General features: G+C 72.3%; 20 protein-coding genes. 11 read left to right on the top strand and 9 right to left on the bottom strand.

Features of this window, described 5'->3' with window-relative positions:
* The first annotated feature begins 143 nt into the window (after window positions 1–143).
* From ACWH4W_RS21380 to ACWH4W_RS21365, 4 genes are all read left to right on the top strand, one after another.
* The gene (locus ACWH4W_RS21380; protein WP_473077320.1) at window positions 144–899 is read left to right on the top strand and encodes a (5-formylfuran-3-yl)methyl phosphate synthase; all 756 of its coding nucleotides are present in this window, start codon (window positions 144–146) and stop codon (window positions 897–899) included.
* An 8-nt stretch (window positions 900–907) separates the two neighbouring features.
* A complete protein-coding gene (locus tag ACWH4W_RS21375) occupies window positions 908–2,311 on the top strand; it encodes an aldehyde dehydrogenase family protein (RefSeq protein ID WP_473077319.1) in 1,404 nt (467 codons plus the stop codon).
* Between the two features lie 3 nt (window positions 2,312–2,314).
* Complete coding sequence (locus ACWH4W_RS21370) at window positions 2,315–3,421, top strand: NAD(P)-dependent alcohol dehydrogenase (protein WP_473077318.1); 1,107 nt, start codon at window positions 2,315–2,317, stop codon at window positions 3,419–3,421.
* 79 nt (window positions 3,422–3,500) lie between these two features.
* Entirely contained in the window at window positions 3,501–4,406 is a 906-nt protein-coding gene (locus tag ACWH4W_RS21365; protein WP_473077317.1) for a class I SAM-dependent methyltransferase, read from the top strand.
* A gap of 94 nt (window positions 4,407–4,500) precedes the next feature.
* Here ACWH4W_RS21365 and ACWH4W_RS21360 read toward each other — a convergent pair whose 3' ends face one another.
* The 3 genes from ACWH4W_RS21360 to ACWH4W_RS21350 form a co-directional block, all read right to left on the bottom strand.
* Entirely contained in the window at window positions 4,501–5,034 is a 534-nt protein-coding gene (locus ACWH4W_RS21360; protein ID WP_473077316.1) for an EF-hand domain-containing protein, read from the bottom strand.
* A gap of 609 nt (window positions 5,035–5,643) precedes the next feature.
* On the bottom strand, window positions 5,644–7,233 hold the full coding sequence (locus tag ACWH4W_RS21355) for an alpha/beta hydrolase (protein ID WP_473077315.1): 1,590 nt from the start codon (window positions 7,231–7,233) through the stop codon (window positions 5,644–5,646).
* A 54-nt stretch (window positions 7,234–7,287) separates the two neighbouring features.
* Window positions 7,288–7,599, bottom strand: coding sequence for a hypothetical protein (locus ACWH4W_RS21350; RefSeq protein ID WP_473077314.1), 312 nt, complete (start codon window positions 7,597–7,599; stop codon window positions 7,288–7,290).
* 79 nt (window positions 7,600–7,678) lie between these two features.
* Between ACWH4W_RS21350 and ACWH4W_RS21345 the strand changes: the two genes are divergently transcribed.
* Window positions 7,679–8,011 (top strand): hypothetical protein, encoded by a 333-nt coding sequence (locus tag ACWH4W_RS21345; RefSeq protein ID WP_473077313.1) that lies wholly within the window; start codon window positions 7,679–7,681, stop codon window positions 8,009–8,011.
* Between the two features lie 28 nt (window positions 8,012–8,039).
* Here ACWH4W_RS21345 and ACWH4W_RS21340 read toward each other — a convergent pair whose 3' ends face one another.
* Window positions 8,040–8,387, bottom strand: coding sequence for a VOC family protein (locus ACWH4W_RS21340; RefSeq protein WP_473077312.1), 348 nt, complete (start codon window positions 8,385–8,387; stop codon window positions 8,040–8,042).
* Between the two features lie 90 nt (window positions 8,388–8,477).
* Window positions 8,478–9,884 (bottom strand): NAD(P)-binding domain-containing protein, encoded by a 1,407-nt coding sequence (locus tag ACWH4W_RS21335; protein ID WP_473077311.1) that lies wholly within the window; start codon window positions 9,882–9,884, stop codon window positions 8,478–8,480.
* Between the two features lie 461 nt (window positions 9,885–10,345).
* Here ACWH4W_RS21335 and ACWH4W_RS21330 point away from each other — a divergent pair, with 461 nt between their 5' ends.
* Complete coding sequence (locus ACWH4W_RS21330; protein WP_473077310.1) at window positions 10,346–10,720, top strand: ArsR/SmtB family transcription factor; 375 nt, start codon at window positions 10,346–10,348, stop codon at window positions 10,718–10,720.
* A gap of 564 nt (window positions 10,721–11,284) precedes the next feature.
* Here ACWH4W_RS21330 and ACWH4W_RS21325 read toward each other — a convergent pair.
* The 3 genes from ACWH4W_RS21325 to ACWH4W_RS21315 form a co-directional block, all read right to left on the bottom strand.
* Window positions 11,285–11,581: a hypothetical protein gene (locus tag ACWH4W_RS21325; RefSeq protein ID WP_473077309.1), complete on the bottom strand. Its 297-nt coding sequence runs from the start codon at window positions 11,579–11,581 to the stop codon at window positions 11,285–11,287.
* A 428-nt stretch (window positions 11,582–12,009) separates the two neighbouring features.
* On the bottom strand, window positions 12,010–13,338 hold the full coding sequence (locus ACWH4W_RS21320) for an SWIM zinc finger family protein (protein ID WP_473077308.1): 1,329 nt from the start codon (window positions 13,336–13,338) through the stop codon (window positions 12,010–12,012).
* Window positions 13,335–16,196: a DEAD/DEAH box helicase gene (locus ACWH4W_RS21315; RefSeq protein WP_473077307.1), complete on the bottom strand. Its 2,862-nt coding sequence runs from the start codon at window positions 16,194–16,196 to the stop codon at window positions 13,335–13,337. The genes ACWH4W_RS21320 and ACWH4W_RS21315 overlap by 4 nt, the downstream gene beginning before the upstream one ends.
* Window positions 16,197–16,596: 400 nt before the next feature.
* Here ACWH4W_RS21315 and ACWH4W_RS21310 point away from each other — a divergent pair, with 400 nt between their 5' ends.
* The 4 genes from ACWH4W_RS21310 (at window position 16,597) to ACWH4W_RS21295 (ending at window position 21,163) form a co-directional block, all read left to right on the top strand.
* Window positions 16,597–17,556 carry an ankyrin repeat domain-containing protein gene (locus ACWH4W_RS21310; protein ID WP_473077306.1) on the top strand — a complete coding sequence of 320 codons (960 nt, stop codon included), beginning with the start codon at window positions 16,597–16,599 and terminating at the stop codon, window positions 17,554–17,556.
* Between the two features lie 313 nt (window positions 17,557–17,869).
* Window positions 17,870–18,457: a dienelactone hydrolase family protein gene (locus tag ACWH4W_RS21305; protein WP_473077305.1), complete on the top strand. Its 588-nt coding sequence runs from the start codon at window positions 17,870–17,872 to the stop codon at window positions 18,455–18,457.
* Window positions 18,458–18,659: 202 nt separating this feature from the next.
* Window positions 18,660–20,117 (top strand): Gfo/Idh/MocA family protein, encoded by a 1,458-nt coding sequence (locus ACWH4W_RS21300; RefSeq protein ID WP_473077304.1) that lies wholly within the window; start codon window positions 18,660–18,662, stop codon window positions 20,115–20,117.
* A 38-nt stretch (window positions 20,118–20,155) separates the two neighbouring features.
* Window positions 20,156–21,163, top strand: coding sequence for an NEW3 domain-containing protein (locus ACWH4W_RS21295; RefSeq protein ID WP_473077303.1), 1,008 nt, complete (start codon window positions 20,156–20,158; stop codon window positions 21,161–21,163).
* Between the two features lie 9 nt (window positions 21,164–21,172).
* Here ACWH4W_RS21295 and ACWH4W_RS21290 read toward each other — a convergent pair whose 3' ends face one another.
* Window positions 21,173–21,985 carry a DeoR/GlpR family DNA-binding transcription regulator gene (locus ACWH4W_RS21290; protein ID WP_473077302.1) on the bottom strand — a complete coding sequence of 271 codons (813 nt, stop codon included), beginning with the start codon at window positions 21,983–21,985 and terminating at the stop codon, window positions 21,173–21,175.
* Window positions 21,986–22,275: 290 nt separating this feature from the next.
* On the opposite strand from ACWH4W_RS21290, the gene ACWH4W_RS21285 reads away from it, so the two are divergent.
* Window positions 22,276–23,544: an extracellular solute-binding protein gene (locus ACWH4W_RS21285; protein ID WP_473077301.1), complete on the top strand. Its 1,269-nt coding sequence runs from the start codon at window positions 22,276–22,278 to the stop codon at window positions 23,542–23,544.
* Window positions 23,545–23,550 lie beyond the last annotated feature (6 nt).

Genomic DNA, 23,550 nt, shown 5'->3' with positions numbered 1-23,550 from the left:
GGCCTGGCCCCGCTCACTCAATGAACACTCCGTGCGCCCTTCCTGGTGCGAAGGGCGACGGAAATGATGAGCGCACCACACGGGAACCAGGCGATCCGCGGCCCCGGTCATCGACCGGGCGGATCCGCGGCGAAGGAGGCCAGGTGTTGCTTCTCATCTCCCCGGACGGTGTCGAGGAAGCGCTCGACTGCGCCAAGGCGGCGGAGCACCTCGACATCGTCGACGTCAAGAAGCCCGACGAGGGCTCTCTCGGCGCGAACTTCCCCTGGGTCATCAGGGAGATACGCGAAGCGGTCCCGGCGGACAAGCCGGTGTCCGCGACCGTGGGAGATGTCCCCTACAAGCCCGGCACGGTGGCCCAGGCCGCGCTCGGCGCGGTCGTCTCCGGAGCCACGTACATCAAGGTCGGTCTCTACGGATGCACGACCCCTGACCAGGGCATCGAGGTCATGCGCGCCGTCGTCCGGGCGGTGAAGGAGCACAACCCGGACGCGCTCGTCGTCGCCTCGGGCTATGCCGACGCCCACCGGGTCGGCTGCGTCAATCCGCTCGCGGTGCCCGACATCGCGGCCCGCTCCGGCGCCGACGCGGCCATGCTGGACACCGCCGTGAAGGACGGGACACGGTTGTTCGGCCATGTTCCGCCGGACGTCTGCGCCGAGTTCGTCCGGCGGGCCCACGCGTCCGGCCGGCTCGCGGCCCTCGCGGGCAGTGTCCGGCAGGACGACCTCGGCGAGCTGACCCGCATCGGTACGGACATCGTGGGCGTGCGGGGAGCGGTCTGCGAGGGCGGCGACCGCAACGCCGGGAGGATCCAGCCGCACCTGGTGGCCGCCTTCCGGGCGGAGATGGACCGGCACGACCGGGAGCGCGCCGCCGGCCTTCCCGCAGCGCGCTGACCGCCGCCATGCCGACCACCGAGCCCGAGCGCGTGCCCGGCCCCGGGGCGCTCCGCTTCCCCGTCGTCGACCCGGCCACCGGGGAAGCGTTCGACGAGGCCCCCGATCAGCAGCCGGACGAGCTGGACGCCGTGATCGGCCGGGCGCACCGGGCCTGGAGCGTCTGGCGGGCCGACCCCGCCGCGCGCACCACCGCGTTGCGCGCGGCGGCCGACGCGGTGGAAGCGGCCGGCGAGGGCCTCGCCCGGTCGCTCACCCGGGAACAGGGCAAGCCCCTGGCCGAGTCGTACGCGGAGGTCGCCCGTACGGCGGCCCGCCTGCGCTACTTCGCGGACCTCGCCCCCCGGACCCGGCCGATCGACGACGGCCGGCCGGTGCGCAGCGAGATCCGGTGGCGGTCGCTCGGGCCCGTCGCCGCGATCGTGCCGTGGAACTTTCCCCTGCAGCTCGCGGCGGCGAAGTTCGCACCCGCTCTGGCGGCCGGCAACACCGTCGTCCTCAAACCCTCTCCGTTCACCCCGCTGGCCACCCGGATGCTGGGGTCCGTCCTCGCCGCCGTCCTGCCCGAGGACGTCCTGACCGTCGTCACCGGCCGCGAACCCCTCGGTGCCCGTCTCGTGTCCCATCCGGGCATCCGCCACGTCACCTTCACCGGATCGGTGTCCACCGGGCGGGCGGTCGCCCGGGCGGCGGCGGCCTCGCTCGCCCGGGTGACGCTGGAGCTGGGCGGCAACGACGCGGCCGTCCTGCTCGACGACGTCGACGTGGAGCGGATCGCCGACCGGCTGTTCTGGGCGGCGTTCCGCAACTGCGGACAGGTCTGCATGGCGGTCAAACGCCTCTACGTCCCCGCCCGGCTGCACGCCGACGTCGTCGAAGCCCTCGCCCAGCGGGCGAAGACCGTCGCCGTCGGTCCCGGCCTGGACCCCGCGACCGAGCTGGGCCCGGTCAACAACGCCCCGCAGCTGGCCCGCGTCGAGCAGCTCACACGGCAGGCTCTGGCGGACGGCGCGCGGGCCGCGGCGGGCGGCCGCCGGCAGGACGGTCCGGGCTACTTCTTCGCTCCCACCGTCCTCGTCGACGTGCCGCCCGACAGCCCGGTGGTGACCGGGGAACAGTTCGGACCGGTGCTGCCGGTGCTGCCGTACCGGAGCCTCGACGAAGCCGTCGACGCGGCCAACGGCACCGGCTTCGGACTGGGCGGCTCCGTGTGGGGCACCGATCTCGACCGTGCCGAGGCGGTGGCCGAGCGGCTCGACTGCGGCACCGTCTGGGTCAACCACCACGCGGAACTGTCCCTGGCCCAGCCTTTCGCGGGCGTCAAGGACAGCGGCGTCGGTGTCGCGGGCGGGCCGTGGGGGCTGTACGGCAACCTCCGGCCGTTCGTCGTCCACCGCCCGCTGGAGGCGTGACGCATGAGGTTCCAGGCAGCCGTACTCCGCGCGTACGACGCCCCGTTCACGGTGGAGGAGGTGGTTCTGCGGACGGAGCCGGCCGTCGGCGAGGTCCTGGTCGAGATCGCGGGCACCGGGATGTGCCGGACCGATCTCGCGGTCCGGCGATCGGCCGGCCGGAGCCCGGTGCCCGCCGTCCTCGGCCACGAGGGCGCCGGGGTGGTGGTGCGCACGGGAGGCGGCCCGGACACCGGGATCGGTGCCGGTGACCACGTCGTGCTCAGCTTCGACTCCTGCGGACACTGCCCGGCCTGCCGCGGCGCGGCCCCCGCCTACTGCGACTCCTTCGCCTCCCTCAACCTCTTCGGGGGACGCGAGGGGGAGCCGTCCCGGCTCACCGACGCGTCCGGCACCGCGCTGGCGCCCCGCTGGTTCGGGCAGTCCTCGTTCGCCGAGTACGCCCTCGTCTCCGCTCGCAACGCCGTACGGGTCGACCCCGCGCTGCCGCTCGAACTGCTCGGACCCCTCGGTTGCGGCTCCCTCACCGGTGCCGGAGCCGTGCTGAACACCTTCGGCGCGGGACCCGGCGACACCCTCGTCGTCCTCGGCGCGGGCGCGGTCGGCCTGACCGCGGTGATGGCGGCGACCGCCGCGGGCGCGCCGACCGTGGCCGTCGACCGGCATCCCGAGAGGCTCGCCGCGGCCGAGCGGTTCGGCGCGGTCCCGCTGCCCGCCGCCTCACCCGACCTGCCCGGGCGGATCCGGCGGCTGACCGACGGCGGCGCCCGCTACGCGCTGGACACCACCGCCTCGCCGCCGCTCATCAACCAGGCGCTCCACGCACTGCGTCCCACCGGCACCCTCGGTCTGGTGGCACGCCTCCACGGCCCGCTCACCCTCGAACCGGGCACCCTCGACCGCGGCCGCAGCGTGCGCCACATCTGCGAAGGGGACGCCGTGCCCGCGCTGTTGATCCCCCGGCTGATCGGACTGTGGCGGGCCGGACGCTTCCCTTTCGACCAGCTGATCCGCACCTATCCCCTGTCCGACATCAACGAGGCCGAACGCGACTGCGACGCGGGCCGTACGGTCAAACCCGTCCTGCTCCCGGACAAGGCGAGCCGATGACCGCGGCCCGCGGCGCCGGGCGCCCGCTCACCCCGTCCCATGACATCTCGCAGCTCCCACTCCCGCCGACGGAGGCAGCATGGCAGGCACGACACCCCGACACACGGACGTGGAAGGCGTGGACGGAGGAGTGGGCCTGACCGCCCTCCTGGTCGCCGCGTCACGCGCCGTCGAAACCCACCGCCACGACAGTCTGGCCCAGGACGCCTACGCCGAGCACTTCGTGCGCGCGGCCCCTGCCTGCACGCACTGGCCGGTGCGCATCGAGGAGGTTCCGGACGGGGACGACAATCCGCTGTGGGGGAGGTTCGCCCGCTACTTCGGCCTGCGGACGAGGGTGCTCGACGACTTCGTCCTCCGGTCGGCCGATGCGGGCGCCCGCCAAGTGGTCCTGCTGGGGGCGGGGTTGGACAGCCGCGCCTTCCGTCTGGACCTGCCGTCCGACTGCGTCGTCTTCGAGATCGACAGGGCGGGCGTGCTGGCGTTCAAGGAACGGGTGCTCACGGGCCTGTCGGCCGCTCCCAGGGCGAAACGCGTCCCCGTGCCGGTCGACCTGCGTGAGGACTGGGCCGGAGCGCTCGCCACCGTCGGCTTCGACCCGGCCGCCCCCAGCGTCTGGCTGGCCGAGGGACTCCTCTTCTACCTGCCGGGCCCCGCCGAGACGTACCTCGTCGACACGGTGGACCGGCTGACCGCCGCAGGCAGTGCTCTGGCCTTCGAGGCCAAGCTGGAGAAGGATCTCCTGGCGTACCGTGACAGCCCGATCTACACGGCGACGCGCCGGCTGATCGGCATCGACCTGCTCCACCTCTTCGACAAGGGACCACGCCCCGACTCCGCGGGCGCCCTGGCGTCCAGGGGCTGGTCCACCTCGGTGCACACGCCCTTCGAGTTCACCAGGCTGCACGGGCGTGGCCCCCTTCCCGAGCCCAACGACGCGCTGGAGGGAAACCGCTGGGTGTTCGCGCGCAAGCTCGCGCCCTGACGCCCGGGTACCGACGAACGCCCGGGACTGGCGACGCGGACGTCCGGCCAGGGGCCGTACCGGCCGTCGGCGGTGCGGCCCCTGGCGAGCCGGGTCAGACGGCGCGGGCCGCCACCAGCCGGTCGCCCGGGATCCCGGCCTTGTCCGGGGCGTAGTAGTCCTTGATGCCGGCGGCCCACGCGGCCACGGTGACGCGGTCGTCGGCGTCCGGGCCGAAGGCGTCGAAGAGGGCGTGGATGTTCGCCTCCTCGAAGCCGATCGCCGTCATCAACGACACGAACAGGGGGCGCTCGATCAGGCCGTCCCCGTCGGGGTCGCCGAGTGCGGAGAGGGCCTCGGCGAACTCGGCGACCGTGGGTCCGAAACGCTCGGGGTCCAGTACGAGGGGACGGAACTCCTCCACGGAGACGACACCGTCGCCATCGGCGTCCAGTTCCGTGGCCAGCGTCGTCCAGTAGCGGCGGAACGCGGCTCTGATGGCGTCCTTGGCACCGTCGTCCGAAGCGGCCGCCGCTTCCAGAACGCGGCCTGTCATCAGGTCGAAGTCGCCGGAGTCGAGGACTCCGTTGCCGTTGGCGTCGAAGAGGGAGAAGACCAGCTCGACCCGCTTGGCGGCCTCATCTCGCATGTGCGTCACCTGTCTTCCGCGACCCGACGATTTCGGGCCTGCATCCGTGACCCATGGAACCGCCGGGAGGAGCCACGGGATCCCGGTCTTCGCTTTTGGCGCCGGGGGAACTGCTGAATGAGCGGGTGTGACACGTTTGACGCCACACCTGTGACGACCAGGGTGCTCCGACCGATCCCGTTGATCAGCTCATATGACCTGACGCTTCGACGCATTACAGCCGAGCGCCTTGTGAGGGGAAGGTGCCGCCACAGGGAAGTCACGGCCGGCCGCCTCCCGCCCCTTCCGATACGCGGGCGAACGCTGCCGCGCAATCTGACGTCGGCGTCCTGGTGGGTTCCCCCGTCCCATCGGAACCCGCCCTGCCGTCGCACGCCGCAGACCGGCCAGACGAAGCCGTGTGTCGGGCGTCGTGCGGTGTCAGTCGGCGTGTGGGGCGGCCCGTCCACCGCGGAGGCACCCCATTGCGGACCTCCGGCGGCCGGGCGACCGCGCCCCCGGGCGCAGTGCCGGCGGATGACCCGCCTGCCTCCCTCCGTCGGTGAGGGTGAGCTGTTCACCGGCGCGGGGCGGCGGCCGGGTCCGTCGGTTCCGCCGCGCCGGACCCCGTCACGAGCAGACGGTGCCGTTCTTCGGAACCGTTCCGTCCAGCAGGTACTCGTCGACCAGACCGGTCAGGCAGTCGTTGACGCCGTAGGTGCCATGGCCCTCGCCCTTCACGGTGACGTGGACGCCCACTCCGTCGCCCAGTCGGTCCGCCATCTTCTTGGCGCCCTCGTAAGGAGTGGCAGGGTCACCGGTGTTGCCGATGACCAGGACGGGATCCGCACCGTCGGCCGACACGTCGACGGTGGAGGCGTGGCCGTCCACAGGCCAGTCGGTGCACTGGAGCAGCCCCCAGGCCAGCCATGCGCCGAACACCGGCGACGTCTTACGGAACTCGGGCAGGTGGCGGCGCACGTCCTTGACGGTGAAACGGTCCTTGTAGTCGGCGCAGTTCACCGCTGTGTTGGCGGAGTTGATGGTGGCGTATCCGTCGTCGTCGACACGCTGGCTGTAGCTGTCGGCCAGCAGGAGCAGCGTGGTGCCGTCACCGTCCATGGCCGCTGCCAGCCCGCCCCTGAGCAGCATCCAGCCCTCCTGGTCGTAGAGGGCTGCGGCGATCCCGTTGAGCGCCTGGCTCTGGGAGAGGGTGCGTCCGAACTCCGTGGGCAGGGGGTCGTCGTCCAGGCGCTCGAGCAGCGCGATGATGTCCTTCTCGCCCTGCTTCGGGTCCGTTCCTTCGAAGAAGCACGAGTCCTGTCGCGCGCAGTCCTCGAGGAAGTTGCGCAGGGCGCGCTGGAAGCCCTTGCTCTGGCCGAGCGCGCCGGCCAGGACGTCCTCGGTGGGGTCGACGACGGCATCGAGGACCAGCCGCCCGACGTTCTCGGGGAAGAGGTGCGCGTAGACGCCGCCGAGCTGCGTTCCGTAGGAGACGCCGAAGTAGTTCAGTTTCTCGTCACCGAGGACACGGCGCATCAGGTCGAGGTCGCGTGCGGCCTCCTGCGTGCCGACGTGGTCCAGCACCGCGCCGGACCTGCTTTCGCATGCCCGGGCGAACGCGCGTACCCCACGGGCGTGGGCCTTCTCCTCCGCGGCATCGTCCGGGGTGGAGTCCGAGGCCAGCCAGGCGTCCATGTCCTTCGCGTCCAGGCACTGCACACCGGCGCTGTCGCCGATCCCGCGGGGGTCGAACCCCACCAGGTCGTAGCGCTCGTGCAGCTCCATGTAGTCGTCGCCGGCGACGAGGGGGAGGGTCGTCACCCCGGAATCACCGGGGCCGCCGAAGTTGAAGAGCAGGGAGCCGAGGCGTTCGCCACCGGAGTCCGGGGCCGCCTTCGCGCGGATGAGGGCCAGGTCGACGGTCTCGCCGTCGGGGCGTGCGTAGTCCAGCGGTGCCTTCATGGTGCTGCACTGCCACGTCGTTCCGTCCGGGAGCTTCTCAGGCTTGTCGCCGCCGCCCTGGGCGACGGAAGGGGCGGAGCACGCACGCCACTTCAGTTCCTGATCGAGGAGCGCGGCGGGCACCGGGGGCGTTGCAGCCGTGGTGTCGGGGCCTGGATCGGCCCCGGGGTCGCAGGCCGTGACCGCGGTGGCCGCCAACACGGCGAGTGATGCCAGGGCGACGGCGAACCGGGGCGTGCGGTGGTGTGCGGGCATGCTGGTGTCGGTCTCCAGGTCGTTGACGGGTGAGGGAGGAGGGGGTGCGGACGCTCAGGCGTCGCGGTTGCGGCGGTCGGCGGTCCGGTCGGCGGGTGCGTTTCGCGAGGACCCGAACCCCTCGAGGGCGGATGTGACGAGCACGCAGCACAGAAGGCCGACGCTGAGCAGGAAGGTCCACTCGGCCCACGCGGCGGCGCCCTCTGCTGGCTCCAGCGCCTCGAACAGCGCCGCGCCCACGGGGTAGGAGAGGGCGCACACCAGGACGAGCTGCCAGAACGCCAGTGTCTTGAGGGGTTTCCACCATGCGGTCACGGCGACGGCCAGAACGGCGAGCAACGCGACGAAGACTTCCATGCGGTTCATGTCTTGATCATTTCGCGCGGGATCCGCCGCGCCTTCGTCCACCAGGAGGAACGCCACCTAGTCCGCGAGACATAGGACGGTGAGCGAACTTGTGTACCGGCCAGGCGGAACCAATACCGGGGGCCGCGGTCGACGGGCGTACGGCTCCCGCAGGAACCGCGCCTGCCTGCGTCGGCGCGGGATCCGCCGCACCGTCCCGGTCAAGGCCGCCCACGCCCGCAACCGCAAGGAGCCGGACTCCCGCAGTGGCCGCCCACCGAAGTCCGACAAGATCGGCTCCAGGGGGCGGCACGCGGCGGAGTGCGGGACCAACCGGCTCAAGAGACACCGGGCGGTGGCCACCCGCTACGAGAAACTCGCCGTCCGCTACGAGGCGACTGTGCTCGTCGCGGTCATCGACGAATGGCTGTGACTCGCATTCCCCTGCAGCCGGAGGACCGTCAACGGTGACCCAGCACGTTGACCACCCTGCCGTTGGGGTCACGGACAAAGAACCGGCGCACCCCCCACTCCTCGTCCTGCAGGGGATGAACGATCTCCGCGCCGTTCTCCCGCATGGTCGCGTAGGCCGCGTCCACGTCATCCACTTCGACGCTCACGTCGGGGGTGACCGGTGCGCTCTTGTCATCGGCCATGAAGCTGATCTGCGCCATCGGACTGGACGGGGACGCGAGCGTCATGATCCAGCCGTGGTTCATGACCTCCTCGAATCCGAGCAGGCCGTAGAACTCTCGGCTCTCCTGCGCGGCCTCCGACTGGACATTGGGTACTACACGGCGAACGGCCATTGGTGACTCCCAGGTGACAATAGGTCGGTGTCGAGGCTCTCCAGGAGTACTACGCCACACCGACCACCGCACACACCTTCGATACACGCCCTAGCCGCAGCAGCCATCCGTCGACGTCTCCTCAGCACCAGCCGCCCCGGCTGCTGCGGTGGGGGTGCTGAGCCGGACGAGCTGCGGTGCGGGCGTACAGCATCCCCCGCCGTCGCCCTCCGCGGCGTCGGGGGCGTCGAACAGGCCGGCGCCCCCGCAGACTCCGGTCTCGGGCAGGGTGAGGTCCACGCGGTCGGCCGCGTCGAGGTCGCCGGCGATCGCGGCGGCGACGGAGCGGACCTGTTCGTAGCCGGTCATCGCGAGGAACGTGGGAGCACGGCCGTAGGACTTCATGCCGACCAGGTAGACGCCCTTCTCGGGGTGGGCGAGCTCGCGGTGGCCGTGTGGGTAGACGGTGCCGCAGGAGTGCTGGTTGGGGTCGATCAGCGGGGCCAGGGCGACGGGGGCCTGGAGGCGCTCGTCCAGGTTCAGGCGCAGCTCGTCGAGGAAGGACAGGTCCGGCCGGAAGCCGGTCAGGACGATCACCTCGTCGACCGGGTCCAGGCGGCGGCCGTCCTCGCCCACGAGGATCAGGCGGCCGTCGTCCGCCCGTTCGATCACCTCGGTGCGGAAGCCGGTGACCGCGTCCGCGTGGCCCTCGTCCACGGCGGCCTTCGCCGCCAGGCCCAGGGCGCCGCGGACCGGAAGCTGGTCGGCCTCTCCCCCGCCGAAGGTGGAGCCGGAGATGCCCCGGCGCAGGATCCACACGCCCTTGGTGCCCGCGCCGTCGTCGGACCTGGCGAGGTCGGCGAGGTGGGCGAGGGCGGTGAAGGCGGAGGCGCCGGAGCCGATGACGGCGGTGCGCCTGCCCGCGTACCGGGCGCGGACGGCTGGGTTCTCCAGGTCCGGGACGCGGTAGGCGATCCGGTCCGCGGCCGCCTTCTCGCCCAGGGCGGGCAGGCCGCTGCCGCCGGCCGGGGACGGCGTGGCCCAGGTGCCGGAGGCGTCGATGACGGCGCGTGCGTACACGCGTTCCTCGCGGTTGTCGGCGTGGGTGACGTGCACGACGAACGGCTGGTTCTCGCGGTCGGCGTCCACGATCCGGTCCCGGCCGGCACGGGAGACGCCGGTGACCCGGGCGTCGCAGCGGACGCGGTCGCCGAGGACCTCGGCGAGCGGCCGCAAGTAGAGGTCGGCCCAGTCGCCGCCTGAGGGGTAGGTGGCCGGGTCCGGCCTCGTCCAGCCGGTGGACGCGAGGAGCTTTTCGGCGGCGGGGTCGACGACTTCTCCCCACGTGGAGAACAGCCGCACATGCGACCACTCGCGCACCGAGGCGCCGGCCGTGGCCCCTGCTTCGAGGACCCGGGGCTCGATGCCCTGGTCGAGGAGGTGGGCGGCGGCGGCCAGACCGGTGGGGCCTGCTCCGATCACGATGACGGGCAGCTCGGTGGTGGCGGGCGCGTTCATGGCGACTCCTTGCGTGTTTCGACGTCTGTCGATGACTTGCGCGGCCCAGCATGGCACCTGCATCGACAAGCGTCAACATAGACATTTACCGAATCCAAGGGAGTGGGTCACGGGCGCATCGACGTTGCGTGATCGGCGGCGGCCGGTCCGGTCCCGCCCTCGCCGGCGCGCCGCTACGGCGCGGGACGCGGCCGGTTGCACCGGAGGCGTCCAGCCGTGCGGCCTGCTGTCGGCCTGGACACCGGCGGGGCGCCCCTGCGTTGCGAAGGCATCACCACCGGGGTGTCGGGCCCGACCGTCGTCGGACTGGGACGGCAGCGCAGTTTGCCGTCGAACTCTCTGCGCGGCTCGGACCGGGACGCGGACCGTGCGGGCGACCCGGCGCCTGGCCGCCCGCCTCGCGCGCCGGTGACGGACCTGGTGGCCTCCCGCACCGGTTCGACGTATGTCAACATAGACGCATGTCGAATGCCAAGGTGCTGCCGTTGCTCGATCCGGCCGATGGCCCGGTGGCGCCGTGCTGTCCGCCGCTCACCGAGCGCCCGATGACCGCCGAGGAGGCGGAGACGGCCGCCCGGATGTTCAAGGCGCTCGGCGACCCCGTCCGGCTGCGGCTGTTCTCCGCCGTGGCATCGCACGAGGAGGGCGAGGCGTGCGTGTGCGACATCTCCGACGTCGGCGTCTCCCAGCCCACCGTCTCCCACCACCTGAAGAAGCTCAAGGAGGCCGGACTGCTCACCTCCGAGCGGCGTGGCACCTGGGTCTACTACCGGGTGGAGCCGTCCGTGCTGGCCGCCATGGGCCGACTGCTGATGGGGCCGTCGACTGCCGTGTGACCGCGGGCCGACGTCCGTCGGCAACGTCTGGGGACGGGGTCGGCGGCGCGCAGTCGCCATGGCGGACGCGTGGATGGCCGTCCGCGTCGGAGAGCTCTGGCAGGCGCGGCGAGCCGCCCGTACCCCGGGCCGCGAGTGTCACGTCGATGGCGTCGATCCAGCCCTTCGGGCCGGCCAAGGGGCGCAGGAAGTCGGGCGAGAGCGACACACCGAAGCCGTCCGCTCCTCGGGCGTGCACGGCCTGGCTGGTCAGGGCTGTGGCCACGACTGCGTGGCCGGTGAAGGCGACCGAGCACTCGAGCCCTCCGGCCAGGGGCGGCAACACCGTCACCCCGCCGTCGACCGGCGGGAAGGAACCGTCGGCGGCGGCCAGGAAGCACCTGAGGAGCGGGTGCGGTTCACCCACGGTTGCGGCTCCTGCCGTCGAGTCCGGAGCGTTGCTTCAACGGTTGATCGCCGGAGCATACAGGCACGCTGATGCGCGGCGGAGCCATCACGGGTGGCTCCACCGCGCCGGACGTCACATCCCAGGACTCGGGGTTCGGGCCCCCGGCCAGAAAGCGCTCAAGCAGGGGCGTGGCGGCGGGTGTTCGAGACCGGGGGCTGGGCAGCACGGCGCACCGGTCGGTCAGCGGGCGGGACGGCGAGGCGCCGTAGAGCAACGCTCGCCGTGACGAACAACGCGGCGAAGACGGCCAGGAGGAGGACGCAGACCCACAGTTGCCGGCCCCCGGACGTCTGCCAGGCAGTCAGCGCGGCCGAGCCGGCCCACAACACCATCGCCGCGGCGTAGAAGGACCGGATGCGGCGGAGCTGCCGCACGGCCCGCATGATCTGAGTACGTTCACTCTTCGGTGCCATGCGCCCCCGTGTACCCCCGAATCGCACACTCACCGGACGGGTTCGGCGGTACGGCGGGCACCTGGTTCCCGCCCGGTCCCGTCCCGGGGCTGACTTCACGGGCGGTGCGGGTCAGCGGCGAAGACGATGATCAGGCATGAGACCTGAGGTGCAGGCATTCGTCGCAGACGGACCGTTTCCCGGCTGGGACACGCGTGAGGAAGGGATCGACCGGCGTGATCGCCAACTGACCGCGATCACCAGCCCGGTCGGAATCGATTCCGCCCGTGACTCGACCCCGCCGGTCGGCAGCCGCGTCGCCATGCCTACGAACAAGTCAGTCATGACCCCCGCTCCGTCGAGACGTCCCGGCTGCTCGACGGTGCCGTCCACGATCCGATCTTCACCGGACTGCCTGACTCCGCCACCGCGGCAAGCCTGGGACCGTGTCAGGGTAGGTCACCCCCAGTGTTCTCGTCGTCGGCCGCCGGGCCGGTCAGGTCGGCGAGCGCCTCGGCGGGGCCGGCGGACGGGGGGCCGGCCGGCCACCACTGGTCGTCGCGGCGGCGGTAGGGGTACCAGCGGCCGTCGCGGCCCAGACGGAGTTGCAGGTCGCGGCCGGTGAGCGTCCAGTGGTTGCCGTCGACGTCGATCGGGGGGAGTTCCTCCGCCTCCCAGGCCGCGGTGAGCGCCGTGCGGGCGCGGGCGGCCTGCTGTTCGGGCGGGGTCCAGGAGTGTTCCAGGGTCTCCAGTGCGGCCCGGCCGCCGGTGCGCCACGCGGCCGCGGCGCGGTCGAGGTCCTCGCCGGGGCGGCCGCAGCCCTCGCGGAGCCGCTGCACGGCGCGTGGGTCGGGGTGGGTGGCCGCCAGGCGCACCGTGTCCTGCCAGAGGTCGAGCGGTTCCGGTGGTGCGGCGCCGAACCCGTGGACGTGGGCGAGGAGTTCGCGGGCGTGCAGGGCCGCGTCCGCGGCGAGCCGGTCCAGCGGGTCGGCCTCGATGCCGGTCAGCGGTTCCTCGGGAGCGGTGGGTGGTTCGGGCAGCGGGGGGAGGGCGGGCAGTGCGGTGGTGGGGCGGGAGTAGGCGGCGCGCTGCGCGGCGTACGCGTCGGGGTCCGGGGTGCCGGCTGTCGCCTCGGGCCGGCTCCCGCCCTCTTCCGTCTCCCCCGACTCACCGTCCTCGTCGTCACCTGCCAACGCCCTCAGCAGCACCGCCGACCTGAGTTCCTCCACCGCCTCCTGCTCGCCGCGGCCGCGGATCAGGACCAGCAGCCAGGGGTCGGTGTCCAGCAGCCAGGACACCTGGTAGGCGAGTGCGGTGGCGTGCGGGCAGGGGTGGTCGAGGGCGTCGCAGTCGCAGTCGGCGTCGAGGTCGCCGTAGCCGGGGAGCAGGCGGACCCGGGCGTCCTCGACGGCCTCCAGCAGGTCCTGAGGGAGGTCGCCGGCCAGCAGTGCCCCGGTCTCGGCGGGCCGGCCGACGGTCTTCTCCCACAGGAGGTCCCACTCGTCGTCGTCCAGGACGGTCAGCGTCAGCCGCGTACGGTACGTCTCCTCACCGCCGTGCACCTCCGCCGCCGCCCGGCCGGGGCTGACCGTGATCGGGCCGATGCGGCCGGTGCGGGCCAGGGAGCGCCCCTTCTTCAGGGGGCCTTCCTCCGGCCAGACGTCCTCCATGGCCTCGACCCACGCCCTGGCCCAGAAGGACCGGCCGCGGGCACTGCCGCCCCGGCGTGCCGCGAAGGCGGGGAAGCCCCGTGCGCCGCTGCCCTGTGCCTCGTTCATGCCGTGCTCCTCAGTTCCACCAGGTTGGCCAGCTCGTCGTCGGTCAGCTCGGTCAGGGCCTGCTCGCCGGAGCCGAGGACGGCGTCGGCGAGTTCCTTCTTCGCTTCCAGCAGGGCGGCGATGCGGTCCTCGACGGTGCCCTCGGCGATCAGCCGGTGCACCTGCACCGGCCTGGTCTGGCCGATGCGGTGGGCGCGGTCGGTGGCCTGCGCCTCGACGGCCGGGTTCCACCAGCGGTCGTAGTGCACGACGTGGTCGGCGCGGGTGAGGTTCAGGCCGGTGCCGGCCGCCTTCAGCGACAGCAGGAAGACGGGGAACTCGCCGTCCTGGAACCGCCGCACCAACTCCTCCCGCTTGGCCACCGGGGTGCCGCCGTGCAGGAGGGCGGCGGCGGTGCCGCGCTCGCGCAGATGGCGTTCGAGGAGGCGGGCCATGGTCACGTACTGGGTGAAGACCAGGGCCGCGCCCCCCTCGGCGGTGATGGTGGCGAGGAGTTCGTCGAGCAGCTCCAGCTTCCCGGAGCGGCCCGCGAGCGCCGCGTCCGCCCCTTCCTTGAGGAACTGCGCGGGGTGGTTGCAGATCTGCTTGAGGCCGGTGAGCAGCTTCAGCACCAGGCCGCTGCGGGCGATGCCGCCCGCGCCGGCCCGGATCTCGCCCGTGACCGTCTCGACCTGCTCGCGGTAGAGGGTCTCCTGCTCGGCGGTGAGCGCGACCGGCCGGTCCGTCTCGGTCTTCGGCGGCAGTTCGGGCGCGATGCCCGGGTCGGTCTTGCGGCGGCGCAGCAGGAACGGCCGTACCAGTTCCGACAGGAGGCGGGCGGTGTGCTGCTCGCCGTCCCCGTCCGCGGCGAGGACGCGTTCGGCCTCGATGGGCGTGATCCAGCGCTTGCGGAACCTGCCGTGGGTGCCCAGGAGTCCGGGCGTGGTCCAGTCGAGGACCGCCCACAGTTCGGAGAGGTTGTTCTCCACGGGGGTGCCGGTGAGCGCGATGCGGGCGCGGGCGCCGATCAGCCGCAACGCCTTGGCGGTGGAGGAGTGGGGGTTCTTCACGTGCTGGGCCTCGTCGGCGACGACCAGGCCCCAGGCGTGCGCGCCGAGCCGGTCGGCGTCCAGGCGCATGGTGCCGTACGTGGTGAGGACGAAGCCCTCGTCGGCGCCGTCGAGGGTGCGGCCGGGGCCGTGGTAGCGGCGTACCGGGGTGCCCGGGGCGAAGCGGCCGACCTCGCGTTCCCAGTTGCCCAGCAGGGAGGCGGGGCAGACGACCAGGGTGGGGCCGCGGTGCTCGGGGCGTTCCTGGCGCAGCAGGTGCAGCGAGATCAACTGGATCGTCTTGCCCAGGCCCATGTCGTCGGCGAGGCAGCCGCCGAGGCCGAGGGAGGTCATGCGGTCCATCCAGCGCAGGCCGCGCAGCTGGTAGTCGCGCAGGGTGGCGGTCAGGCGGGCGGGCTGTGCCACCGGTCCGTCGCCGCGGTCGGGATCGGCGAGGGCGCGGCGCAGGGCGTCCAGCCACGCGCTGGGCGTCACCCGTACCCGCTCCCCGCCGATGTCGGTGTGGCCGGTCAGGGCGACGGCGAGCGCCTCGATCGCGGTGAGCGGCGGCAGCCTGCGTTCGCGGGCCTTGCGGGCGACGCCGGCGTCGACGAGGATCCAGCGGCCGCGCAGCCGGACCACCGCCCCGCCTTCGGCGACGGCCGCCGCCTCCTCTTCGGTGAGGGGTTCACCGTCCAGTTCGATGCGCCGGCGCAGGTCGACGGTGCCGTCTCCGCCGAAGAAGGAGCGCAGGTCGGCGGGCGGCACCCGGTCGGCGCCGACCACCGCGCGGGTCGTGAGCGCCCCGGTGGCCGTCTCGGGCCAGGTGACGTCGATGCCGTGCCCGGCCAGCCGGCCCGCGGCCCCGCCCAGCAGGTCCCGCAGTTCCTCGTCGGCCAGGTCCAGGGCGGTGGGTACGGGCAGCAGCCGTCCCAACGGCTCCCACACGCTCGCGGCACGGCGGACGGCGAGGACCATGTCGGCCTGGGCGCGCGGTCCGAGCGCGTGATCGGCGCGGGCGAACAGTTCGTCGGCGTCCAGGGCCAGGGTCGGGTCGGCCAGGCTGTGGGCGCGGGGCACCAGGCGGGGACGGGGCGGCTCCGCGTCACCAGGGGTGCCGGGGGCGTCGGTGAGTTCGACGCGCAGGGACATCCGCACGCCCGAGTCGAGCCCGGCGGAGATCTCCTCGGCCCAGGCGCGCAGTTGCGGTACGTGCTGGGGTGCGGTCGCGGCGAACGCCGCACGTCCGGTGGCGAGTTCGGCGGCAGGGGTGCGCGGGAGGGTGTCGGCCACGGCGTCGAGGAACGCGCGCACCGATGCCGTCGGTTCGGTGCCGGGCACGGCGACGGCCTCGCCGGGGGCGGAGTCGGCGAGTTCGCGGATGCGGGCGATGTCGTCGGCGTCGAACGGGCCGGCCCGCCAGGTGTCGTAGCCGGCCGGGGAAACACCGGGGAGCAGGCGTTCGCGGGCGATCAGGTGCAGGGCGAGGGCGGTGACGGCTCCCCAGAAGGCGGCGGCGCGGTGCGGCGGGGTTCCGTCGCCGCCGGTGAGGCCGTCGCTGGTGGCCGTGGCCGTGCGGCGGGCGTGGAGGAGGGCGGGCAGGGCGTGGGCCGGGGTCAGGCGCAGTACGGGCACGGTCCGGACGGCGTATCCGTCGCCGTCCGGGACCACGAGGTCCGCCTCGCCCGCTTCGCCGCCCGGCGCCCGGGGCGGTGTGCCGCCGGCCGGGTCCCAGAAGGCGACCCGGCCGGTGCGGGCGGGGTCACCCGGTTCGAACACGGCCGCGCAGCGCGCCAGCGGCGCGGCCTGCCGCGGTGTCATCCACTCCATGCGTCCCGACACTCTCTCCCCATGCCTTGGCTTCAGCCCCGTCCGCCGTGCGCGGCGCGCGCGACGGGAGGTGGCGGATGCGTGTGCGACTCCGCCGATAATGTCTCACCCCCGGTGTACACGGCGGGACGAACGAGCGGACCGGCATCGAGGTGCGGGCTGTCGACGGGGGGCGGCCGGTCCTGCTCGCTCATCGACGAGGAACTCCGTGCACGGCTGCGGGAGACGGTACGTGTACTCCGTCGCTCCCCCCTGCGGCTGATGCGACTCCGACGAGTCCGATGTCCCGGAACCGGAAAAGGGGCCGGCGGGTGCCTCTGACGACCGGGTACCGCCCGGTTGTCAGTCCCCTGTGCCAGTGTGGGAGACGTGATCGTGGGCCGTGTCTGAAGGGGGTCGTGTGTCGGGGAGGAATGACGGCTGGGCCGGTCCGGGGTGGGACTGGGCCGATGTCGGCGTGGTGAGGCGGCGGTTGGACGCCGGGGCCGACCCGGAGAGGTGGGGCGGCGGAGGGCGGCCGTTGCACCGCGCCGCTGTGCTCGGGTCGCCGGAGGTCGTCGCGGAGCTGGCCGGGCGGGTCGCGGACGTGGACGCCCTGGAGGACGGGGTGACGGCGCTGTGGGAGGCCGTGGTGCACCACAAGCCGGAGAACGCCCGGGCGCTGGCTGCCGCCGGGGCCGATCCGTGGCGTCCGGCGCTCGGGGGCTGGTCGCCGGGGCGGCTCAGCCTTGCCGGGCCTACGCCTGATCTGTTTCCCGTGCCCGACGGGGTGCGCCTGACCGATGCCGAGCGGGCGGCTGCCGAGGAAGCACACCGGCTCACCGCTGCCCTGGGCACCTTTCACTACGACGGCACGGGGCTTGCCTGCGTCGCCGGGATCGATGCCGCCGAAGCGGTGCGGCGGCTCGAGGCGACGCCGGCGGCGGGTGACGTCGTCGGCCTGCTCCTGGACGATCCGTACTCCTATGACATGGACGAGAGTCTGCGGATCGTCGGCGTGACGACCGTTCCCGGTGGCTGCGTCGTCACACAGCCCTGGGGGTACGCGCCGGACATGACGGGGGTTCTCCGTCGGTTGTCCGAGGGCACGGTGTGCTACGGCCTGTACGCCAATCCGAAGAGCGGAAACCAGGGCCGCATCGTTCGCGACGGCGTGATCGAGGCGTCCGACCTGCACCCCGGCGGAGGGCCGCGGCAGGGTGACACGACGGAAGAGGTGCTGACCGCCTACCTGTACCGCTACCACGCCGTGGCCTACTCCTGCGCCTACGCCGGACTGCGGCTCACCGACCGCCGTGCCGTCGTGGGACCGGCCGATGCATGGGTCGAACTGCCGCGTCGTGATTTCTGGAGGAGTTGAAGCGGGAACAGGTGCGGTGATGCCGGGGGGCGACGGGGCAGGCACAAGTGCGTGTCTAGGCCTGGCCGGAGGGGTGGCGGTGATCGGGGGGACGGTTCTCGTCGCCCTTGAAGGAGTGTCCCCGCGTGACGAGTCGGCGGCGCGCACAGCGTCCCAGCGGACCGAGTGCGCGCTCGAGCCGGTGGCGTCGCCGGTTCGAGCGTCCTCAGCCGCTCCTCAGAAATCGACACTGTGTTCGGTTTGCTTTGGTTAGCCTGAGCCCTCACATCATCCGCGGGGTACGCGCAAGCGGTCCCAGGCGAAAGGTTCGGGCATGGTTGACGTCGTACTGTTCCCTCACGCGCAGGGGCTGACCTCCGGTGTCGTCGCCTTCGCCGACGAGCTGCGTGCGGCGGGGCACGCCGTGCACACCCCCGATCTGTTCGACGGGCGCACCTTCGACTCGCTGGAGGCGGGGATGGCGCATGTGGAGCGGATCGGGTTCGAGGAGGTCACCGCTCGCGGGGTGCGCGCGACCGAGACCCTCCCCCGTGACGTCGTCTACGCCGGTTTCTCGCTCGGGGTGACGGCCGCGCAGCAGCTGGCGCAGACGCGGGGCGGGGCGCGGGGCGCGCTGCTGGTGCACGCCTGCCTCCCGGTGTCCGAGTTCGGTGCGGCCTGGCCGGACGGTGTGCCGGTGCAGGTGCACGCGATGGAGGACGATCCGTTCTTCACCGAGGACGCCGACGCCGCCCGTGCGCTGGTCACCGGCTCACGTGACGCGGAGCTGTTCCTGTATCCGGGGGATCGGCATCTGTTCGCGGACCGCTCGCTCCCGTCCTACGCACCGGAGGCCGCGGGGCTCCTCACTCGGCGGGTGATCGAGTTCCTCGGTTCGGTCGGGGACACGCCGCGGCGCTGAGCGGTCAGGTCGCGTCCGTCCGGATCGACGAGGCGGTGCGTCGACAGCCGGATCGACAGCGAAGCGCGCGAGCGCGATTCGTTTGCGCATTCCTGCTCGAAGTGTCGGCGCTTTGAGCAACTATTGACATGCCTCCCTCGCTCCCGCCAGAGTCATTGCCGCCAGTGATGCTTGGTTCGTCGGACCGAAGGAGCGTTCACTCATGCCCGAACTCCCCGAAGTATCCCGCCGGTTGCTCCTGGGCGGCGCCCTGGCCACCGGTGCCGCGGCCGCCGGTGTCGCGGCCACCGGCGGGGCGCACGCTGCGCCGGCGGCCGGAGCCGTCGGCGCACACGCGCCGCTGCCGGTGCGCACTCCTCCGCGCCGTCGCGGCCAGCGCTCGATGATCGACGTGCCGTTCGACGTCCATGAGACCGTCCGCGTGGGGATCATCGGTCTCGGCAACCGCGGGTCGGGGATGGCGGAGGGCTGGGCGGCCGTTCCCGGATGCCGGGTGACCGCCGTCTGCGACATCCGCGCCAACCGTGCCGCGTCCGTGGCGAACCGGCTCGTCGCCCTGGGCAGGCCCCGTCCCGCCGAGTACGGCGGCTCCGCGGACGCCTACGCGCAGATGCTGAAGCGGGACGACATCGACCTCGTGTACATCGCCACGCCCTGGGAGTTCCACCACCAGCAGGGCAAGGCGGCGTTGGAGGCCGGCAAGCACGCCATCGTCGAGCTGCCCGTCGCCACCGAGCTGGAGGAGTTGTGGGACCTCGTCGACACCTCCGAGCGCACCCGCCGCCACCTGATGCTGGCGGAGAACTGCTCCTACGGCCGCAACGAGCTGGCCATGCTGAAGATGGCGCACGACGGAATGTTCGGCGACGTCACCAACGGCCACGGGGGCTACCTGCACGATCTGCGCGAGCTGCTGTTCTCCGACACGTACTACACCGACTCCTGGCGCCGGCTGTGGCACACGCGCAGCACCGCGTCGTTCTACCCGATGCACGGACTGGCGCCGATCGCCGCCGCGATGGACATCAACCGCGGTGACCGCATGACCGTGCTGCGGGCGACCGCCACCGAGCCGAAGGGGCTCGCCGACTACCGGGAGCGTTTCATCGACCGGTCCCATCCCTCGTGGAAGGAGACCTACATCAACGGTGACCTCGTCACCTGTCTGATCGACACCGCCAAGGGGCGGGTGATCCGGGCGGAGCACGACGTCAGTTCGCCGCGGCCGTACAGCAGGATCAACAGTCTGGCGGGCAGCCGCGGGATCTTCGAGGACTATGCGGGCACGTCGGCGACCGGGGGCCGGATCTACGTCGAGCCGGACCACGGCGGGCACTCCTGGCGCGCCTTCGACGCCTACCGCAAGGAGTTCGACCACTGGCTGTGGAAGACGATCGGCGACGACGCCGCGAACAACGGCGGCCACGGCGGCATGGACTACATCCTGCAGTGGCGCACCGTGCAGGTGATGCGGGCCGGTCTGGTGCCGGACATCGACGTCTACGACTCCGCCGCCTGGTGCGCGCCGGTGCCGCTGAGCGTCACGTCCCTTGCCGCCGGGGGCCGTCCGGTGGCGTACCCGGACTTCACCCGCGGTTCCTGGGTCAACCTCCGCATGGGTCTGGACTCCCGCGAGTCGGCCATGCCTCCCGTCGCGTGAGCGGCGTTCCGGACCACTCGACCGAAGGAGTGTGACGTATGAAGGCGACCCGTTGGGTCAGTCCCCTCAGAGCGCTGAGAGCCGTGGCGGTGGCGGCCTCCCTGGCGCTCGTCGCGGCGCCCGCCGCCACCGCCGCCGAGTCTCCGGCGGACGCGCCGGCCGCGCGGACCGAGGTGTCCGTCTCGCCCGTCGACCTGGACGGTCCGGCGATCTCGACCGTCACGGTGACCGTGAAGAACGCCGGGCCGCAGCGGATGCGGTCGCTGAAGGTGGCGTTCGCGGGGCCCGTCGGCTGGGCGGTGCAGCCGTCCGTCGCCGCCGTGTCCGGCTCGCTCGCCGCGGGCGCGTCCGCCGAGGCCGCGTTCCGTGTCCGGGTGCCGGAGCAGCGGCCCGGGTTCGTACTGCGCACGTTCACCGCCACGGCGACCTACAGCGGTGGGGACGGGGCCGGTTCGGCGACCGGGACCCGTACCGAGGTCGTCGGCAGTCCGCTGCGCGATCTCGCCGCCGCCTACGACAACGCGGGCGTCACCGACGAGGGTGACACGGCGCCCGGCGACTACGACGGGGAGGGCAACAGCTTCTCCGCGCAGAAGCTGGCCGCCGTCGGGCTGACGCCCGGTGCCACCGTCCGCGCCCTCGGCGCGGAGCTCACCTGGCCCGAGGCGGCGCCGGGCACCCCGGGCAACGTCTCGTCCGCCGGTCAGGCGATCGCCCTGAGCGGTCGGGGCAGCAGGCTCGTGTTCCTCGGGTCGGGCGTCGGCAGCGCGGCCACCGGCACGGCCACCGTCCACTACACCGACGGCACCAGCAGCCGCGGCCGTTTCGGGTTCCCCAACTGGTCGTTCGACCCGGCCGACGCGCACGGCGCGACCCTGGTGGCGTCCACCGACGGCCGCAACCGGCCGGACGGGTACGGCAACGCGGGGATCGCCTACCGGATCTTCGCCCACTCCGTGCCGCTGGACGCGTCGAAACAGGTGGCGTTCGTGGTGCTGCCGTCCAACGGGAACGTCCACGTCTTCGCCATGGCCGTCGCCCCGTAGGGGCGGGCGTCAGACGGCGTGGACCTTGATGCCCGCCTCGCCGAGGCGGGCGGCCGTCTCGGCGGGCAGGCCGGAGTCGGTCACCAGCACGTCGACGCGGTCCAGTCCGCAGATCCGGGCGAAGGCGCGCCGGCCCATCTTGGAGGAGTCGGTGACCACGATGACGCGGCGCGCCCGTTCGGCGAACAGCCGGCTGACGCTGGCCTCGTCCTCCTGGTGGGTCATCAGCCCCAGCCGCGGGTCCACGCCGTCGACTCCGAGGACCGCGACATCGAGGACGACCTCGTTGAGGACGCCCACGGTGAGCGGTCCGACGAGTTCGTACGTCTGCGGGCGGGCGACGCCGCCGGTGACGACGATCTTCACCTGGGGGCGGACCGCGAGTTCGCCGGCGATGTTGAGGGCGTTGGTGACGACCGTGTACGCGGGCGCCGACGTCTCGGCCGGCTCGCGCCGCCCCCGTCCCTCGCGGTTGCCGCCCGCCCGCAGGGCCAGGGCACGGGCCACCTCGGTCGTGGTGGTGCCGCCGTTGAGCCCCACCACGTCGCCGTCGGCGATCATCCCGGCGACGGCGGTCGCGATGCGCTGCTTCTCGGGGGCGTGCCGGGAGGACTTGTAGCGCAGGGGCAGTTCGTAGGAGACGCCGTGCGCGATGGCGCCGCCGCGGGTGCGGACCAGCATCTGCTGCTCGGCGAGCTCGTCGAGGTCGCGGCGGATGGTCGCCGGGGAGACGTCGAGTGCGCAGGCCGCGTCGTCGACGTCGATCCTGCCCTCGCCGGCCAGCAGTTCCAGCAGCTTGCTCCACCGCTCGTGCTTGGACATGTCTCGGACTCCCTCGGCCTCGGTACTGCGCTCCGGACACGGTAAGGGACACGCCGGACGGCGACGCCTCGGGGAAACACCGTGCGTGGTTCTGCTCGAAAAATTGTCACTCTGCGCATATCAATGCAGTCTGCTCGCCCGCGTTCGGCAACGGTCGGATAACGGCGTATGGACCTGACCTGCGGTTCGCCTGAATACTACCCGACACGACAGATGCTCATTGCTGCTCGTAAAGCTCATTGATTGAGCATGTTCACGCATTGCTCGTGGAGACAAGGCGGTAGACGGCAGTGAAGAAGAGAATGCTCGTCCTCTCGGCGGCCTGTGCGGCCGGTGCCCTGGTCCTGACCGCGTGCGGCGGCGGTGGCGCCGGGGAGTCCGGGGACGGAACCGTGACCCTGAAGCTCGTCGCGGCCGATTACGGCGACAAGGCGTCCAACAGCTCCACCGTCTACTGGGAGGACGTGGCGCAGCGCTTCGAGGCCGCCAACCCGGACATCAAGGTCGACGTGCAGGTCGTCAACTGGAACGACATCGACGCACAGGTCAAGACGATGATCCAGAGCGGCAACGTGCCGGACGTCCTGCAGACCGGCGGCTACGCCGACAAGGTCGCCGACGATCTCCTGTACAAGGCCGAGGAGGTGCTGTCCCCCGCCACCCGCGACAACCTGGTCGACACGTTCGCCGAGGCGGGCGAGGTGGACGGCGTGCAGTACGGCATCCCCTTCGTCTCCTCCGCCCGCGCCCTGTTCTACAACAAGAAGCTCTTCGCCGACGCCGGCCTCACCGAGCCCCCGAAGAGCTGGGCGGACCTCAAGGCGGCCGCCGAGGCGATCAAGAAGAAGAACCCGGACGTCATTCCGTACGCACTGCCGCTCGGCCCCGAGGAGGCGCAGGGCGAGACCCTCATCTGGGAGCTCGGCAACGGCGGCGGCTACACCGACGCCGACGGGAGGTACACCCTCGACAGCAGGGCCAACGTCGAGACGTTCCAGTGGCTGCGCGCCAACCTCGTCGAGCCCGGCCTGACCTACGGCAACCCGGCCGCCACCGACCGCAAGACGGCGTTCGCCGACTTCGCCGCGGGCAAGGTGGGCATGCTCAACGGCCACCCCTCACTGATCCAGATGTCCAAGGACGGCAACGTCGACTACGGAGTCGCGCCCATCCCCGGCAAGGACGGCGCGCTCGACTCCACGCTCGGCGTGGCCGACTGGGTGATGGCGTTCAAGGACCGCGGTCACCGGGAGGAGATCAAGGAGTTCCTCGACTTCGCGTACTCCAAGGAGAACACGCTGAAGTTCGACGAGATGTACAACCTGATGCCCGTCACCGAGGACACGCTGCAGGAGATGACCTCCAGCGGCAAGCACAAGGACCTCGAGCCGTTCTTCGAGCTGCTGCCGAAGGCGTCCTTCTACCCGCTGGGCGACACCGGTTGGGACGCCGTCTCCGCGGAGATCAAGAAGAGCGGCGGCACGGCCGTCGCGGAGGACCCGGCCAAGGTGCTCGGCGATCTGCAGAAGAAGGCCGAACAGATCGCGGCCGACCAGTAGTCCGGC

It is taken from the genome of Streptomyces sp. DSM 120436 (genome assembly GCF_055778765.1).
Note: the sequence above shows the minus strand (reverse complement) of the source record. Positions and strands in the feature narration are given on the sequence as shown.